This window comes from Shewanella sp. DC2-4 (assembly GCF_013248875.1).
GTDB lineage: Bacteria > Pseudomonadota > Gammaproteobacteria > Enterobacterales > Shewanellaceae > Shewanella > Shewanella oncorhynchi.
The window spans coordinates 2,575,560-2,591,945 of sequence record NZ_JABRVR010000002.1 but is presented as its reverse complement, the minus strand read 5'-3'; the positions used below and the strand labels follow the sequence as shown (position 1 = coordinate 2,591,945).

Genomic DNA, 16,386 nt, shown 5'->3' with positions numbered 1-16,386 from the left:
AAGTGAGGGGATAAGATGCGCTCCGTTCTCAGGCAGATGTGTTAATCTTGCGCTGGGAATGTAATGTAAGACCTTCGGTGATTAGCGCAGTCCGGTAGCGCATCTGGTTTGGGACCAGAGGGTCAGAGGTTCGAATCCTCTATCACCGACCAGTTTATTGTCGTTTGCTTCGATGAATTCAAAAATAATTTGAACTCAAATAGGCGAATGATAGGCTTAGCATAAATGCTTTCCAAATCGGTTAGGATACAGATGATTCTGTAAACCATGCGCCCGTAGCTCAGTTGGATAGAGCACCCGCCTTCTAAGCGGGTGGTCGCAGGTTCGAATCCTGCCGGGCGTACCAGTTTCAGTGGTGATTGTAGCTCAGTTGGTAGAGTCCCGGATTGTGATTCCGGTTGTCGTGGGTTCGAGCCCCATCAGTCACCCCATTTTTAGTACTTTGAGTACAAATTAAAAAAAGCGACCTTGTGTCGCTTTTTTTATACCCCAGATTCGGCTGTTGAGGCTCGACTCTGCAGAAAACGGTGGCTATAATGTCGCGTCTTGATAGATATCAACTATGAGCGACCTGTGCCTAAAGCCAGTTGTGGTGGGCATTGTAGTCAAATTTAATGATCAAGAAACGAATACCTGAATAGTTGATGAATCGGCTATTACAAAGGACGTTAGACAAATTTCGAGGTAAAACAATGCAAGTTTCTGTTGAAGCAACCCAAGGCCTAGAGCGTCGCCTGACCATTTCTGTTCCTGCTGAACAAATTGAAAAGCTGGTTAAAGACAGTTTACAACGTGAAGCTAAGCGTGCTCGTATCCCAGGTTTCCGTCCTGGTAAAGTGCCTGTTACTGTGATTAACAAACGTTACGGCGCAGCGATTCGTCAAGACATCATGGGTGAAGTGATGCAACGTAACTTCATCGAAGCAATTATTGCTGAGAAGTTAAACCCAGCCGGTGCACCGACTTTTGTTCCTGGTTCAACTGATGGCGAAAAGTTCGAATTTATCGCTACCTTTGAAATCTATCCAGAAGTTGAGCTGAAAGGCTTAGATGCAATCGAAGTAGAACAACCAAAAGCGGAAGTGACTGACGCTGACGTTGACACTATGATTGAAACCCTACGTAAACAACACGCAACTTTCGCTGCTGTTGAACGTGAAGCTGCCGATGGCGACAAAGTGAAAATGAACTTTGTTGGCTCAGTTGACGGTGAAGAATTTGAAGGCGGCAAAGCTGACGATTTCGAACTGCAATTAGGTAGCGGCCGTATGATCCCTGGTTTTGAAACGGGTATTTTAGGTCACAAAGCGGGTGAAGAATTTGTTATCGACGTGAACTTCCCAGAAGAATATCACGCTGAAAACCTGAAAGGTAAAGCCGCTAAGTTCGCGATTACGCTGACTGAAGTGCAAGCGGCTAACCTGCCAGAAGTAAACGATGAGTTTGCTGCTCTGTTCGGTATCAGCGAAGGTGGCTTAGAAGCCCTTAAAGCTGAAATCCGTAAAAACATGAACCGTGAACTTGAGCAAGCGTTAAAAGCTAACGTGAAAGAGCAAGTGATCAATGGTCTGTTAGCTAACAACGATATCACTTTGCCAAAAGCATTGATCGATGGCGAAGTTAACGTTCTGCGTCAACAAGCCATGCAACGTTTTGGCGGCCAATCGGCTAACATGCCAGAACTGCCAGCTGAATTGTTCACTGAACAAGCTGTACGTCGTGTTAAAATCGGTCTGCTATTAGGCGAAGTCATCAAGACTAACGAACTGAAAGCGGAAGATGAACGCGTACAAGGCTTGATCGCTTCTATGGCTTCTGCCTACGAAGATCCAAGTGAAGTTGTTGCTTATTACAACAGCAACAAAGAGCTGATGCAAAACATGCGCAACGTTGCTTTAGAAGAGCAAGCGGTTGAAGCACTGTTGAAATCTGCCAAAGTGACCGAAAAACAAGTCGCTTTTGAAGAATTTATGAACAAGGCTACCGGTCGCGCATAAGCTAAGCTTGACTTGATTAGCTGTTCGCCATTTATAATGGCTCGTATGAGGCTCCTCATGCGAGCCATTTTTATTTAGGGAAGTGAATAATGCATAATGCGTCAGACATACAAAGTGCTTTAGTGCCTATGGTGATCGAACAGACTGCTAAGGGTGAACGCTCATACGATATTTATTCTCGTTTGTTGAAAGAGCGGATTATCTTTTTGGTAGGTCAAGTTGAAGAACACATGGCAAACCTTATCGTGGCGCAACTATTATTCTTAGAATCAGAAAGCCCAGATAAAGATATCTTTTTATACATTAACTCTCCTGGTGGCTCTGTCACCGCAGGCATGGCGATTTATGATACCATGCAGTTTATCAAACCGAATGTTAGCACTGTCTGTATCGGCCAAGCCGCTAGTATGGGCGCTTTCTTGTTAGCCGGTGGTGAGAAGGGTAAGCGTCACTGTTTACCAAACTCTCGCGTGATGATCCATCAACCGCTGGGTGGTTTCCAAGGTCAAGCATCAGATATTGCTATTCATGCCAAAGAAATCTTAGGCATTAAAAATAAGCTTAACCTAATGCTCGCTGAACACACAGGTCAACCGCTCGAAGTGATTGAACGCGATACCGATCGTGACAACTTCATGAGTGCAACTCAAGCCGTCGAATATGGCTTAGTTGACTCTGTGATGACGAAACGCGGCTGATTTTTGCTTTTGACTGAGCTATGCTTTGTAAAAGTTAAGCAAATTTAAGACAGGCAGTAGAGCAGACTGCAAATGAGGTAATTAATGGGCGACAACAAAAATAATGGTGACAGCGGTAAATTGCTGTACTGCTCTTTTTGCGGAAAGAGCCAGCATGAAGTCAGAAAACTCATTGCTGGCCCATCAGTGTATGTATGCGACGAATGTGTTGAGTTATGTAACGACATCATTCGTGAAGAGATTAAAGAAATCTCTCCAAAGCGTGATAGCGATAAATTACCGACACCACATGAGTTGCGTGCACATTTAGACGATTATGTTATTGGCCAAGACAGAGCGAAAAAAGTGCTTTCTGTGGCAGTGTATAACCACTATAAGCGTTTAAAAAATGCATCGCCTAAAGATGGTATCGAGCTGGGCAAGAGTAATATTTTGCTTATCGGTCCAACGGGTAGCGGTAAAACCCTACTGGCTGAAACCCTTGCGCGCTCACTCAATGTGCCTTTCACTATGGCAGATGCTACTACGCTGACTGAAGCGGGTTATGTGGGTGAAGACGTTGAAAACATCATTCAAAAGTTGCTGCAAAAGTGCGACTATGATGTTGAGAAAGCGCAGCGTGGTATCGTTTATATCGATGAAATCGATAAAATTAGCCGTAAGTCAGACAATCCATCAATCACCCGTGACGTATCGGGTGAGGGTGTACAGCAAGCGCTGCTTAAGCTGATTGAAGGTACTGTTGCCGCGGTTCCACCACAAGGTGGCCGTAAGCATCCACAGCAAGAATTCTTACAAGTCGATACTTCTAAGATCCTGTTTATCTGTGGTGGTGCATTTGCAGGGCTTGAGAAAGTGATTGAGCAACGTGCGCACGTTGGCTCGGGTATTGGTTTTGGTGCACAGGTGAAAGGCGAGAAAGAGAAGGCGACGATCTCTGAAACGTTATCACAAGTAGAACCTGGCGATTTAGTCAAATACGGTTTAATCCCTGAGTTTATTGGTCGTCTGCCAGTGGTTGCGACTCTGACTGAGCTGGATGAAGAAGCTTTAGTACAAATTCTATCTCAACCTAAAAATGCCCTAACTAAGCAATACAGTGCGTTATTTGAGATGGAAGGGGTTGAGCTTGAGTTCCGCGAAGATGCGCTTAAAGCGATTGCTCACAAAGCCATGTCTCGCAAGACAGGTGCCCGTGGTCTACGCTCCATCGTTGAAAGTATTCTGCTGGATACTATGTACGATATCCCATCCGTTGACGGTGTGGTGAAGGCCGTTGTGGATGAATCAGTCGTGAAAGGGGAATCTGCCCCAATCTTGATTTACGAGCACAATGAGGCCCAAGTGGCATCAGGCGAACAATAATTGTACTGATCGCTAATAAACTGAAAAACAAGGAGTCCAATGGACTCCTTTTTTCGTATTAGCCATTGAAACTCCATAAAGCGTCCCAATATACTCCAGTATTAATCCATTTCACCAAAACGGAATCGAACTATGACCCAAGAGCGTGAAGCGCATATCGAACTCCCCGTGCTGCCACTGCGAGATGTGGTGGTCTATCCCCATATGGTAATTCCGTTATTTGTCGGACGAGAAAAATCTATTCGATGTCTCGAAACGGCAATGGCGCAGGATAAGCAAATTATTTTAGTGGCGCAGCGTGATGCCGAGCTCGATGAACCATCAAAAGATGACATCTTCGAAGTGGGTACGGTTGCCTCTATTTTACAGTTACTTAAGCTGCCAGACGGTACAGTCAAAGTGCTGGTTGAAGGCGGTCGTCGCGCCCGTATTACCCGTTATACCCAAGAAACAGAATTCTTTGTGGCTAAGGCTGAGTATCTGGAATCAGAACCGCTGGAAGACAAAGAAGAAGAAGTGTTAGTGCGCAGTGCTATTGGTCAGTTTGAAGGTTATATCAAGCTGAACAAAAAGATCCCGCCAGAAGTCTTGACCTCTTTATCGGGTATCGATGAAGCGGCGCGTCTGGCCGATACTATGGCCGCACACATGCCACTTAAGCTTGAAGATAAGCAATCTGTGCTTGAGATGGTCAACGTCGGCGAACGTCTGGAATATCTAATGGCGATGATGGAATCGGAGATCGACCTATTGCAGGTTGAGAAACGTATCCGGACTCGCGTTAAAAAACAGATGGAAAAGAGTCAGCGTGAGTACTATCTGAACGAACAGATGAAAGCCATCCAGAAAGAACTGGGTGACTTAGATGAAGGCCATGACGAATTTGAAGCCTTAAATCGTAAGATTGAAGAGGCTAATATGCCCGCTGAGGCGAAAGAGAAAGCCCTCGCCGAGCTTAACAAGTTACGCATGATGTCACCAATGTCGGCTGAAGCGACGGTGGTTCGCAGTTATGTCGATTGGATGACAGCGGTGCCTTGGAGCCAACGCTCTAAAATCAAACGTGATTTAGCCAAAGCCCAAGAAGTACTCGACACCGATCATTTTGGCCTTGAAAAAGTCAAAGAACGTATCTTGGAATATTTGGCAGTCCAAAGCCGAGTGCGTCAGCTTAAAGGGCCAATCCTGTGTTTAGTGGGGCCACCAGGTGTGGGTAAAACCTCGTTAGGTCAATCGATCGCTAAGGCGACTGGTCGTAAGTATGTGCGTGTTGCCCTCGGTGGCGTGCGTGATGAAGCGGAAATCCGTGGTCATCGCCGTACTTACATTGGGTCTATGCCGGGTAAAGTCATTCAAAAGATGGCTAAAGTCGGCGTGAAAAACCCGTTATTCTTGCTCGATGAAATCGACAAGATGAGTTCAGATATGCGCGGCGATCCGGCTTCTGCTTTATTGGAAGTGTTAGATCCTGAGCAAAATGCGACCTTTAACGATCATTACCTCGAAGTCGATTACGACTTATCCGATGTGATGTTTGTTGCAACGTCAAACTCCATGGATATTCCTGGGCCACTACTTGACCGTATGGAAGTCATTCGTTTATCGGGTTACACCGAAGACGAGAAGCTGAATATTGCTAAGCAACATTTGCTGAATAAGCAAATTGAGCGCAATGGTTTAAAAGCCACTGAAATTAAAGTAGATGATAGTGCTATCGTTGGCATTATCCGTTATTACACCCGTGAAGCGGGTGTGCGTTCACTCGAGCGTGAATTGTCTAAGATTTGCCGTAAAGTCGTGAAAATGATTTTGCTCGATAAGTCGGTCAAGTCTGTGACTGTCAACCAAGAGAATCTTAAGTCTTTCCTTGGTGTGCAGCGCTTTGATTACGGCAAAGCCGAGTCTAAGAACCAAATCGGTCAAGTGACTGGCTTAGCTTGGACTCAAGTGGGCGGTGACTTACTGACGATTGAAGCAACCTCAGTGCCAGGTAAAGGGAAGTTAACCTATACCGGTTCTCTTGGTGACGTGATGCAAGAGTCGATTCAAGCAGCGATGACAGTTGTTCGCGCCCGTGCGGAACAATTAGGTATCAATGCGGATTTCTACGAGAAGCGTGATATCCACGTGCATGTGCCAGAAGGTGCGACACCCAAAGATGGTCCATCTGCAGGTGCGGCAATGTGTACCGCGTTAGTATCAAGCTTAACGGGTAACCCCGTGCGTGCCGATGTGGCCATGACAGGTGAAATAACCTTACGTGGTGAAGTGTTACCTATCGGTGGTTTGAAAGAAAAACTGCTAGCAGCACACCGCGGCGGCATAAAATTGGTGCTTATTCCAAAAGAAAATGAGCGTGATTTGGAAGAAATCCCTGCCAATGTGATTGCCGATTTAGAAATTCGTCCCGTGCGTTGGGTCGATGAAGTGTTAAAACTGGCCCTAGAAAGACCAGTGGAAGGCTTCGAAGTGGTTAAAAACTTGGCATAACGCAAGAAATTGCGCTATCACGTTAAAAAAAATGAAAAAAGGGGCTTAACAAAGCGCAGACCTGTGGTAGCCTAGGTCTGTGGAGAGCCAGCTGCTCCAAGCCCTTGGCGCAACTGGCTTTGAGCTGTATCCAGTTTTAATTCTTTGGTTTTCGAACTCAGCTTGAACTTTGAATTCAAGCTTGTTATAAAAGCCTCCGCAGACCGCTCTAGAGACGGATTTGGTTGCGGCGCAAAAAAATTACATTCAAGGGGATGACATGAACAAATCTGAACTAATCGAGAAAATCGCATCTGGTGCTGACATTTCTAAAGCCGCTGCTGGCCGAGCACTGGATTCTTTTATCGCTGCTGTGACCGAAGGTCTGAAAGAAGGTGATAAAATTTCTCTTGTTGGTTTTGGTACTTTTGAAGTGCGTGAACGCGCTGAGCGTACTGGTCGCAACCCACAAACGGGTGAAGAAATCAAAATCGCAGCAGCTAAAATTCCTGCATTCAAAGCTGGTAAAGCACTGAAAGACGCTGTTAATTAATCATTAATATCGTAGCCTTTGTAAGGCGTTCGTAATGACAAGCACTGTTTATCAGTGCTTTTTACGAATTGAAAGTAATGGAATATGAAGCTTAATTTCTACCATTACTCGGGGTTTTAGAATTTACCAGTGGTAGCGTCTGAATATTCCCCATAAATTACAGAAAGGCGCATCTCAACCTGATGCGCCTTTTTATTTTGTTAATCGCAACAAGCGAGAAATCTGATGTTAGAAAAGATCCGCGATGGTTCGCAAGGCGTGATTGCTAAAGGCATTCTCGTACTTGTGATTTTATCTTTTGCATTTGCAGGAGTCAGTAGTTACTTAGGTTCAACAACTGATGTGCCTGCGGCAGAAGTGAACGGTGACAAGATCACTAAAGCCGAGCTAGAGCAGGCGTACCAGAGCGAGCGCTCTCGCATGGAGCAACAGCTAGGTGAAATGTTTGCTGCGTTATCTGCTGACGAAAAATACTTACAAAGCATTAAGCAGAGCGTATTAGAACGCTTAGTGGCTGACAAGTTGATAGATCAAGCTGCTAAGGCTATGGGTCTACGTGTATCTGATGAGCAAATTGTTGCTGCAATGAGAGCTGAACCGGCATTTCAAACTGATGGCAAATTTGATAACGATCGTTATCAGGCGATTCTGCGTCAGTTAGGTTATCAGCCGCAGACTTTCAGAGACATGATGCGTGTCGATATGACCCGTCGTCAGTTAACTGCAGCCCTTGTGGGTACTGAATTCGTGTTACCTGGCGAAGCTAAGCAATTGGCTGAGTTACAAGGCCAAACCCGTGATGTGCGCTATGTTATTGTCGATTCTGCACCATTCTTAGCGACAGCGGTTGTGACTGACGAGCAAGTGAAAAACTATTATGACGCAAACCAAGGGCAGTTTATGAGCCCAGAGATGGTGAGCTTAGAATATGTTGAACTGAATGCTGCTGATTTTGCTAAAAATAATCCAGTTTCTGATGAAGAAGCACAAACGTATTACGAAGAACATAAAGCACAATATGTTTCTAACGAGAAGCGTCTTGCCGCGCATATTTTGGTTATGCCAGGTAACGATGAAGCGGCAGCAAAAGCAAAGGCTGAAGATCTCGCTAAGCAATTAGATAGCGGTGCCGATTTTGCTGATCTGGCTAAAGCTAACTCTGATGATACTTTGAGTGCAGAGCAGGGCGGTAAACTGGATTGGTTTGAACCTGGTGTAATGGACCCCGCATTTGATGCCGCTTTATTTGCATTAAATAAAGGCCAACATTCTGCGGTGGTTAAAACAGACTTTGGTTTCCACATTATCAAGCTATTAGATGTGCAATCTGGCGCGACTGTACCGTTTGCTGATGTGAAAGCTAAGATAGTGGCTCAATTGCAAGATAAGAAAGCGGTTGACCAGTTCTATAGCTTACAAAGTAAATTAGCGGATACCAGCTATGAAGTGCCAGATACACTATCTGAAACCGCAAAAGCTGTTGGCGTTGATGTTAAGACTACAGCACTGTTTTCTCGCGATAACGCACCTGCTGAGCTAAACAAGCCTGACTTAGTTAAAGCAGCCTTCTCTGAAACTGTGATGCTGAAAGGTTTAAACAGTGAAGTGATTGAGCTTGAACCTAACCATGTGGTTGTTATCCGAGTGAAAGAACATCACGATGCGGGTACTTTGGCCTTAGCTGAAGTGAAAGCCAACATCACTGAGCGCTTGAAGCAAGATCAAGCAAACGAAGCCGCCCGTGCTAAAGCACAGGAACTGATGGCACAAGTTAAAGCGGGTGCAACTGATCTTGGTTTAGTGTCTAAAGCGAAACTAGGCCGTGGCGCGCAAGACGTTGATGCTGCGATTGTAGGCAAAGCGTTCCAAATGCCAACACCAAGTACAACTCCTGTTGTTGATACCGTTGGTTTAGCAAACGGTTATGCTGTGGTTGCACTGGATAAAGTCAACGCTGCAGAAGGTGTGAGTGATGAGCTAGTTAATGCACTTAAACAACGTCTGAACGCACAATACAGTGAAGCAGACTACCGTGGCTTGATCGATTCGCTTAAAGCCAATGCCAAGGTGTTTTATCCTGTAGAAGAATAATTTCAGTGAGGATAGCGAGTTAAATTTACTATCCGACTGATTAAATAGAAAAGGCCAAGTGAGTTCACTTGGCCTTTTTTTTAATTCGATAAAGTTTACCAATGAAGTTCGAAGGATATCCGCTATAGCAACACTGTCAGACTCCATATTCCATTACTTCAATCGCCACGTTACTGAATTGAATGGTTAATCATCAACGCCAATCATTACGCTGCTGGCTTTGATGAGGGCATAAGCCGAATCACCCACTTTGAGCCCTAGGCGCTCACAGGAAGCTTTAGTCACCACAGAGGTCAGTACGACACCGGGTGCAAGTTCTATTGTCACTTCATTGTTTACAGCGCCCATTTCTATGGATTTGATTGTACCGCTGAGGGTGTTTCTTGCGCTAATTTTCATTGATTTTCCTTATTGAGGGATTATTAGGGGTCAACTGCAGCTAGTGTAGCGCATCTTAATCTGGGAGTTATAAATAAAAACGCCACTAAAAAGTGGCGTTTAACGTTTGTGATAAGCAGTGATTCGCTATCGAGTTGATTAGAGTTCGATAACGTCAAATTCAACGTATGGGTTAACGTCGGCATCGTAATCAATGCCTTCGATACCAAAACCAAATAACTTAATAAATTCAGCTTTGTATTCACGGTAATCAGTCAATTCTGATAAGTTTTCTGTGGTCACTTGTGGCCACAAATTACGGCAGTGTTGCTGAATATCTTCACGCAGTTCCCAGTCATCTAAACGTAAGCGATTATCACTGTCGGTCTCAGGTTTTGCACCATCGGCACGGAATAGGCGCTCACTGAATAAGCGATAGATTTGCTCCATACAACCTTCATGGAGACCTTCCTGACGCATTTTCTTGAATACCATAGCGATATATAAAGGCATGACAGGAATGGCTGAACTCGCTTGAGTCACAACGCTCTTTAGCACTGCAACATTTGCGCTGCCGCCAGTGGCTGACAGTTGTTCATTTAACGCTTTTGCTGCGCGGTCCAGATCCATCTTGGCCTTGCCAAGGGCGCCGTGCCAGTAAATTGGCCACGTCAATTCAGTACCGATATAGCTATAGGCTACGGTTTTGCAGTTATCGGCTAATACACCGGCTTCAGATAAGGCTTTGATCCACAGTTCCCAATCTTCGCCGCCCATAACGGTGACAGTATCGGCAATTTCTTGCTTAGTTGCTGGCTCAACGGTGGCTTCAATGATGCAGTCTTTATTGGTATCAACGGCAGTCGCTGTGTAAGTTTCGCCAATGGGTTTTAAAGCTGATCGGATAAGCTCACCTGAATCAGGGAGTTTGCGCACTGGTGATGCCAGTGAGTAAACAACCATGTCAATTTCACCAAGATCTTGCTTGATAAGCTCGATGACTTTTTGTTTAGCTTCATGGCTAAAGGCATCGCCGTTAATGCTTTTAGAATATAAACCTTCCGCTTTAGCAAATTTGTCGAAAGCGGCAGAGTTGTACCAACCTGCAGTACCTGGTTTCGCTTCAGTACCTGGCTTTTCGAAGAACACGCCAATCGTTGCGGCATCGCTACCAAAAGCGGCTGCGATACGTGAAGACAGACCATAACCACTTGATGAACCGACTACTAATACCTTTTTCGGGCCGTTAGCGATCTTGCCTTTTGCTTTAGTTAAGGTGATTTGTTCTTGAACGTTTACTTCACAACCGACAGGGTGTGTAGTGGTACAAATGAATCCACGAATTTTTGGTTTGATAATCATGTTTAAGCTTCTTCTATCAAAATGACCAATAGGATAAATATTTCGGCGGGTAAATGGCACCTATTTTTAGCCAATTCACCTGATTATTTAAGTGGTTGGAGCAGTTTAGCGTTTGTGAACAAACAGACTCTGCTCTTGGACCAATCTCTGGGTGTATTCATGTTTTGGTGAGTTAAATATTTGTTCTATATCAGCTTTTTCAACCATTACACCTTTGTGCAATACCATAATTTTATCGCTGACATGGCGAATAATATTGAGATTATGGGACACGAAGATATAAGACAAGCCGAGATCTTTTTGCAGTTTTAACAGCAAATTAAGAATTTGCGAACGCACCGAAAGGTCCAGAGCGGTTAAGGCTTCATCGGCAATGATAATTTTAGGATTGAGCATTAAGGCTCGTGCTACTGCGACTCGTTGTTTTTGCCCTTCGGAAATCATGTGCGGATAAAACTCCGCATGCTCGGGTAATAAACCTACTTTTCGTAAGGTATCGACCACTTGGGTGTGCCGCGATTGCGCTGACATTTGGGTGTTGAAACGCAGCGGCTCATCGAGTAATTGACCAATCGTTAGGCGCGGGTTCAGTGAAGTATTCGGATCTTGGAAAATCATCCGAATTAAGCGGCATCTTTGCTTCACATTGCGGCTATCTAAGGCTTCACCTTCGAAAAAAATCTCGCCGCCGCTGCGGGGCTCTGCACCGACTAAAATGCGGGCGAGGGTACTTTTACCTGAACCCGCCTCACCCACTATCGCTAAGGTTTCACCGCGTTCGAGTTCAAAGGATACGGGCGCTAATGCATCGTTATATTGGCGGGAAAAGCCCTTATAACCAGTATCATATCTTTTATAAAGGTCATTAACTTTAAGCAGTGGGGTCGTCATTATGGGTTTCGCCGTGATAAGGGAAATGACAGGCAAAATAGCGGTCTTTGATATGACTCAAATTTGGCTGATTAACGCATTTTTTTTGTGCTTCAGGGCAGCGTGGCCCTAAACGACAACCAATTGGCAAATGCTGTAAGGCGGGCGCAGAACCCGGTAGGGTAGGCATAATCGCCTTGTGACCACCTGAGCCTGAATAGTCGGGCATATTTTCGAGTAACGCCTTAGTGTAAGGATGATAAGGCTGCTTAATCACTTCGTCCGTCGGCCCAGATTCCATGACTTGACCGCAATAGAGTACGGATAAGTGATCGCACCATTGGGCTAAGGTTTCCAGCTCGTGGCTGATCAATAGAATCGATACGTTTTGTAATTGATTTAATTGGGATAATAATCTGAAAATTTGCGCCTGAGTGCTGAGCTCCATCGAGCTTGTGGGTTCGTCTGCAATCAAGAGGCGAGGCTGGTTAGCAACCGCCATCGCAATCATCACCTTTTGGCATTCGCCTTCGGATAATTCCCATGCGTAGCTAGACATCACCTGCCGCGGATTCTTGATCCCGACTTTATGCAGCCATTTCTGTGCTGTAAGTCGTGCATGCCTGCGCCGTTGCCAAAAATAGGCGTTGGGATTTTTAGGCATAGCTTGCATTAACTGACTGCCAACGGTTTGTGCTGGATCTAAGCTGCCAGACGGATCTTGGAAGATCATTGCCATGTCTGAACCCATCAGGTTACGGCGCTCTTTTGAGCTCATGGCCATCAAGTTATTGCCATCCCACATCATGCGGTCTGCAGTAATAGTCCAGTTGGGGCCGGGGATGCCTAAAATCGCTCTGGCTAACAAACTTCGTCCTGAGCCAGATTCACCAACTAGCCCATGAATTTCGCCCGCATTGAGTGTTAAGCTGACTTTTTCTAGCGCCCGCACTCTACCGTGGGGCGTATCGAGTTCAATCGTTAGATTTCGTACGTCGAGTAAGGGCATAAGTTAGTTTCTGATGGGCGCAAGCGCCGACCGTAGGCCATCGCCAACCAAGTTAATGGAAAGCACACTGAAAAGAATCGCTAAGCCTGGGATAGTTACGGCCCAAGGTGCAGTTAGTAAATTATCCATCCCTTGGGCAACCATAGCGCCCCATTCTGGACTCGGCGCCTGTGCACCCAAGCTTAAAAAACCGAGGGCAGCGATGTCTAAAATAGCAGCTGAAATGGCAAGTGTGGTTTGAATTATCACCACTTCCCAGACGTTTGGCATAATGACGTACCAAAAAATTTGCATCGAGTTCGCACCGTCTAAACGTGCGGCTGTGACATATTCTTTTTGTAATTCTTCATGCACTGACTGGTGTATGGAGCGCACAAATTGTGGGGTTAAGGCAATCCCGACGGCCCAGAACACGTTTTCAAGCCCTGGTCCCATTACAGCGACCACTAAAATGGCCATTAATAATGAAGGAATCGATAACAGCGCATCGAGCAAATGACCGAGAATACTGGATTTTAAGCCCCGCATCATGCCCGACAACGACCCTATGATAAAGCCTGTGAATAAAGCGGTAACGACGATCAGCAGCGCCATGCCAAAGGTCAAGTGCGCGCCGTGTAATAATCGGCTAAAAATATCGCGGCCGAGATCGTCAGTCCCTAAAAAGTGCGCCACTGTCCCTGAAGGGTCCCAAGAGGGTGGCAACAGCAAGGCTCTTGGATCTTGTGCTTCTGGCGGAAAGGGCGCAATCATAGGGCCAAACAGGGTTAGCAAGAGCAGAAATGCAATCGTCCACAGACCCGCTAAGGCGAAAGGATTAGCCGAAAAGTTAAGCCAAACCCGCATAGTCGGGGAGGCAATTTGATCTTCTTGATAAATTTTAACTGGTGGCATAAAGGTCTTTTCTGCTCAGTGGATTAAAGGCTGTGTGCAGCACTTCAATCAAGATACTTAGGAAGATAATCAATAGGGCCACGGCCAAAATCCCACCTTGGATAACAGTATAGTCCCGTTGGTAAATCCCTGAAACTAGCCAAGATCCTACACCAGGCCAAGAGAAAATCATTTCAACCACTATGGCATAACTGGCAAATGAGCCAAGCATTAGCCCTAAATGTTTAAGTACGGGGATTAACGCATTGGGCAGGGCGTGGCGCAGTATAATCGTGCCAGTATGCATGCCTCTGGCTTCGGCGGCGCGGATAAAGGTTTGATTCATCACATTCACCATTGCCGAACGGGTGCTACGAACCACTACAGTAAAAGGTAACACGGCCAGTGTTGTGGCTGGCAAAATGATATGCAGCAGGGCATCTTTAAATGCCGACATGCCGTATTCAGACTCTGACAACAAGGTATCCACTAGCATAAAGCCTGTGACAGGCTTGATTTCATAGAGCAAATTGATTTGTCCCGAAATTGGTAACCACCCAAGATCGACGCCAAACCAAAGCGAAAGATAAAGGCCTAACCAGAATACGGGGACAGAGTAGCCCGTTAGGGTAATCGCCATAATGGTATTTTGGGTGAGCTTATGTTGACTCTGGGAGGCGAGCACGCCCAAGGGCACGCCCAAGCAAATTGCGATAATACCCGCCATCACAGCAAGTTCGAAGGAGGCGGGCAGGACGGCACTGAGTTCTTCGGCGACTTCTTGATGTGACGTGACTGAAATCCCTAAATTACCGCTAAGCCTTTGTTGTAGGTAAGCGATAAATTGCCACGCTTGGTTTTTATCTAATTTGTAGTCTTGTTCTATTTGAACCAGTTGGGTCGCCGTCGGTGTATGTATGCCAGTGAGTGCATAGGTGCGCTCAACTGGAAACAAGCCTGTAGCGTAAAATAAGACACCCACCATGACTAACGAAGTAGCAAGAAATAAATTGAGGCGACGCAGTAGGTATGTAAACATTAATTCGCCTCCTGTGGTGCTTGGCTAGTATGGGTGAAGGAAATCCCACCAAAAGGCGTAAGCTGCATATCCTTGATATCACTGCGAGTTAACGCTACACGTTTGGCATGGGCCAGACTCAGCATAGGTACTTGTTCAGCTAAAAAGGCTTCTGCTTGTTGATAAATCACTTTACGTTCCGCTTGATCTGATACTTCCCTTGCGCTGTTTAAGATGGCATCAAACTCAGGGTTACACCAGCGAGAACGATTGTTGTTTGATTGCATTGCTGCGCAGCTCAGCAGCGGATTAAAAAAGTTATCGGGATCGCTGTTATCAGCATTCCAGCCAATCAGCACAGAATCATAGTCGTCGCGGCTCAGTCTCTGATTAAATACGCTCCAATCGTAACTGACGATATTCACTTTTACGCCGATGTTTGCTAAATCGGATTGAATTAATTCGGCCGTTTTCAACGAATTGGGGTTATAAGCGCGGGCAACCGGTATGGCCCAAATATTGATGCTGAGATTTTTTATACCAGCTTCTTTTAATAGGTCGCGTGCTTTTTGCGGATTGTAATCGACAAGTCCTTTGTTATTTTCGTAGGCCCATGATGCTGGCGGCAGAACGCCGGTGGCTTCAATGGCAGTATTTTGATAAACCGCTCGCAGGATATTTTGTTTATCAACAGCATAGGCAAGTGCACGACGTACGCGAACATCATCTAACGGTGGCTTTTGTGTATTAAAGGCCCAAAATGCTACGTTAAGACCTCGGTTGTGATTCGATGTTTAATTCTTGATGCTGTTTGATAACAGGCAGTTCACCTGCTTTGGGCAGCGCAGAAACGCTGCAATCCCCCGCGATAAGCTTAGCGAGCCTAACTGTACTTTTGGGCGTGATATCAAATACCAGCATATCGATTTTTGCTGGCTCTCCCCAAAAATCGGGATTACGGCGATAGCGGATATATTCGTTTTTAGCGTATTGCACTAAGGTGAACGGTCCTGTACCAATGGCAAAGTGGTCGACGTTTTCAGGATGACCTAAAGCTAACTGCTGCTGCGCGTATTCGTTGGATAAGATCACCGCAAAGTCGGTGGCTAAATTCGACAGAAAAGAAGCGTCTTTGCGGGTTAAGTAAAAGACCACTTCATGATCGTTTATCTTCTCTATCCCTTTAACTTGCTGAGAAAAGCCAATACTTTGGAAGAAGGGATAACCCGTGCGGGAGACAAAATGATAAGGATGCTGGGTATCGATAATACGATTAAAGGAGAACAACACATCGTCGGCATTAAAGGGGCGAGTTGGGTAAAAACGCTTTGAATGCTGGAACTGCACGTTTTCCCTGAGAGTGAAGCGATAGCTTAAGCCATCATCAGACATGGCCCAACTCGTCGCCAAGGCAGGGACAAGCTTGCCTGACTGGGTGTCATAATCCACTAGGCGACTATAAATTTGATGCGAGGTGGCATCGATTGTCGTGCCAGATGTCACCAATTGTGGATTAAAAGACTCAGGGTTCCCTTCGGAGCAATACACCAAACCAGAAGGGAGTCGTTGGGGGCCACACGCGACCAACAACCAACTCATGCAAGAAACTGCAGTTGTTAGGCACAGGCGTCTAATTAGCACACTCATTTATAAATCATTATTTTATCGACTATGAACGGCTATTTTAGCAGTGCATCTCCCCC

The 16,386-nt window shown here is 45.6% G+C and carries 12 protein-coding genes, 3 tRNA genes and 1 pseudogene; 9 read left to right on the top strand and 7 right to left on the bottom strand.

Annotation, left to right across the window (positions count from 1 at the left end; all coding sequences use genetic code 11):
- Nucleotides 1-75 precede the first annotated feature (75 nt).
- The 9 genes from HQQ92_RS12220 (at nt 76) to HQQ92_RS12180 (ending at nt 9,173) form a co-directional block, all read left to right on the top strand.
- A tRNA-Pro gene (locus HQQ92_RS12220) sits at nt 76-152 on the top strand.
- A 117-nt stretch (nt 153-269) separates the two neighbouring features.
- Nucleotides 270-346: transfer RNA gene (locus tag HQQ92_RS12215), tRNA-Arg, on the top strand.
- A 9-nt stretch (nt 347-355) separates the two neighbouring features.
- Nucleotides 356-431: transfer RNA gene (locus tag HQQ92_RS12210), tRNA-His, on the top strand.
- A 261-nt stretch (nt 432-692) separates the two neighbouring features.
- Complete coding sequence (gene tig / locus HQQ92_RS12205) at nt 693-1,997, top strand: trigger factor (RefSeq protein ID WP_173245627.1); 1,305 nt, start codon at nt 693-695, stop codon at nt 1,995-1,997.
- Nucleotides 1,998-2,086: 89 nt separating this feature from the next.
- Nucleotides 2,087-2,695 carry an ATP-dependent Clp endopeptidase proteolytic subunit ClpP gene (gene clpP / locus HQQ92_RS12200; protein ID WP_063883148.1) on the top strand — a complete coding sequence of 203 codons (609 nt, stop codon included), beginning with the start codon at nt 2,087-2,089 and terminating at the stop codon, nt 2,693-2,695.
- 84 nt (nt 2,696-2,779) lie between these two features.
- Nucleotides 2,780-4,060, top strand: coding sequence for an ATP-dependent protease ATP-binding subunit ClpX (clpX, locus tag HQQ92_RS12195; RefSeq protein ID WP_028760467.1), 1,281 nt, complete (start codon nt 2,780-2,782; stop codon nt 4,058-4,060).
- A 132-nt stretch (nt 4,061-4,192) separates the two neighbouring features.
- Nucleotides 4,193-6,550, top strand: a complete 2,358-nt coding sequence (gene lon, locus HQQ92_RS12190) for an endopeptidase La (protein WP_105252934.1) — start codon at nt 4,193-4,195, stop codon at nt 6,548-6,550.
- 259 nt (nt 6,551-6,809) lie between these two features.
- Complete coding sequence (hupB, locus tag HQQ92_RS12185) at nt 6,810-7,082, top strand: nucleoid-associated protein HU-beta (protein ID WP_006081127.1); 273 nt, start codon at nt 6,810-6,812, stop codon at nt 7,080-7,082.
- A 225-nt stretch (nt 7,083-7,307) separates the two neighbouring features.
- Complete coding sequence (locus HQQ92_RS12180) at nt 7,308-9,173, top strand: SurA N-terminal domain-containing protein (RefSeq protein ID WP_173245624.1); 1,866 nt, start codon at nt 7,308-7,310, stop codon at nt 9,171-9,173.
- Between the two features lie 186 nt (nt 9,174-9,359).
- Here the strand turns inward: HQQ92_RS12180 and HQQ92_RS12175 are convergent, their stop codons facing one another.
- From HQQ92_RS12175 to HQQ92_RS12145, 7 genes and pseudogenes are all read right to left on the bottom strand, one after another.
- On the bottom strand, nt 9,360-9,572 hold the full coding sequence (locus HQQ92_RS12175) for a molybdopterin-binding protein (RefSeq protein ID WP_006085368.1): 213 nt from the start codon (nt 9,570-9,572) through the stop codon (nt 9,360-9,362).
- A gap of 138 nt (nt 9,573-9,710) precedes the next feature.
- Complete coding sequence (fabV, locus tag HQQ92_RS12170) at nt 9,711-10,913, bottom strand: enoyl-ACP reductase FabV (RefSeq protein ID WP_173245621.1); 1,203 nt, start codon at nt 10,911-10,913, stop codon at nt 9,711-9,713.
- A gap of 105 nt (nt 10,914-11,018) precedes the next feature.
- Entirely contained in the window at nt 11,019-11,804 is a 786-nt protein-coding gene (locus HQQ92_RS12165) for an ATP-binding cassette domain-containing protein (protein WP_173245618.1), read from the bottom strand.
- Nucleotides 11,785-12,792, bottom strand: coding sequence for an oligopeptide/dipeptide ABC transporter ATP-binding protein (locus HQQ92_RS12160; RefSeq protein ID WP_113938851.1), 1,008 nt, complete (start codon nt 12,790-12,792; stop codon nt 11,785-11,787). Before HQQ92_RS12160 ends, HQQ92_RS12165 begins: the two co-directional genes overlap by 20 nt.
- Nucleotides 12,793-12,795: 3 nt before the next feature.
- Nucleotides 12,796-13,686, bottom strand: a complete 891-nt coding sequence (locus tag HQQ92_RS12155) for an ABC transporter permease subunit (RefSeq protein ID WP_006081133.1) — start codon at nt 13,684-13,686, stop codon at nt 12,796-12,798.
- A complete protein-coding gene (locus tag HQQ92_RS12150) occupies nt 13,673-14,704 on the bottom strand; it encodes an ABC transporter permease subunit (protein WP_028760461.1) in 1,032 nt (343 codons plus the stop codon). Before HQQ92_RS12150 ends, HQQ92_RS12155 begins: the two co-directional genes overlap by 14 nt.
- Nucleotides 14,704-16,330, bottom strand: a pseudogene (locus HQQ92_RS12145) (ABC transporter substrate-binding protein). Before HQQ92_RS12145 ends, HQQ92_RS12150 begins: the two are co-directional and overlap by 1 nt.
- Between the last annotated feature and the right edge of the window lie 56 nt (nt 16,331-16,386).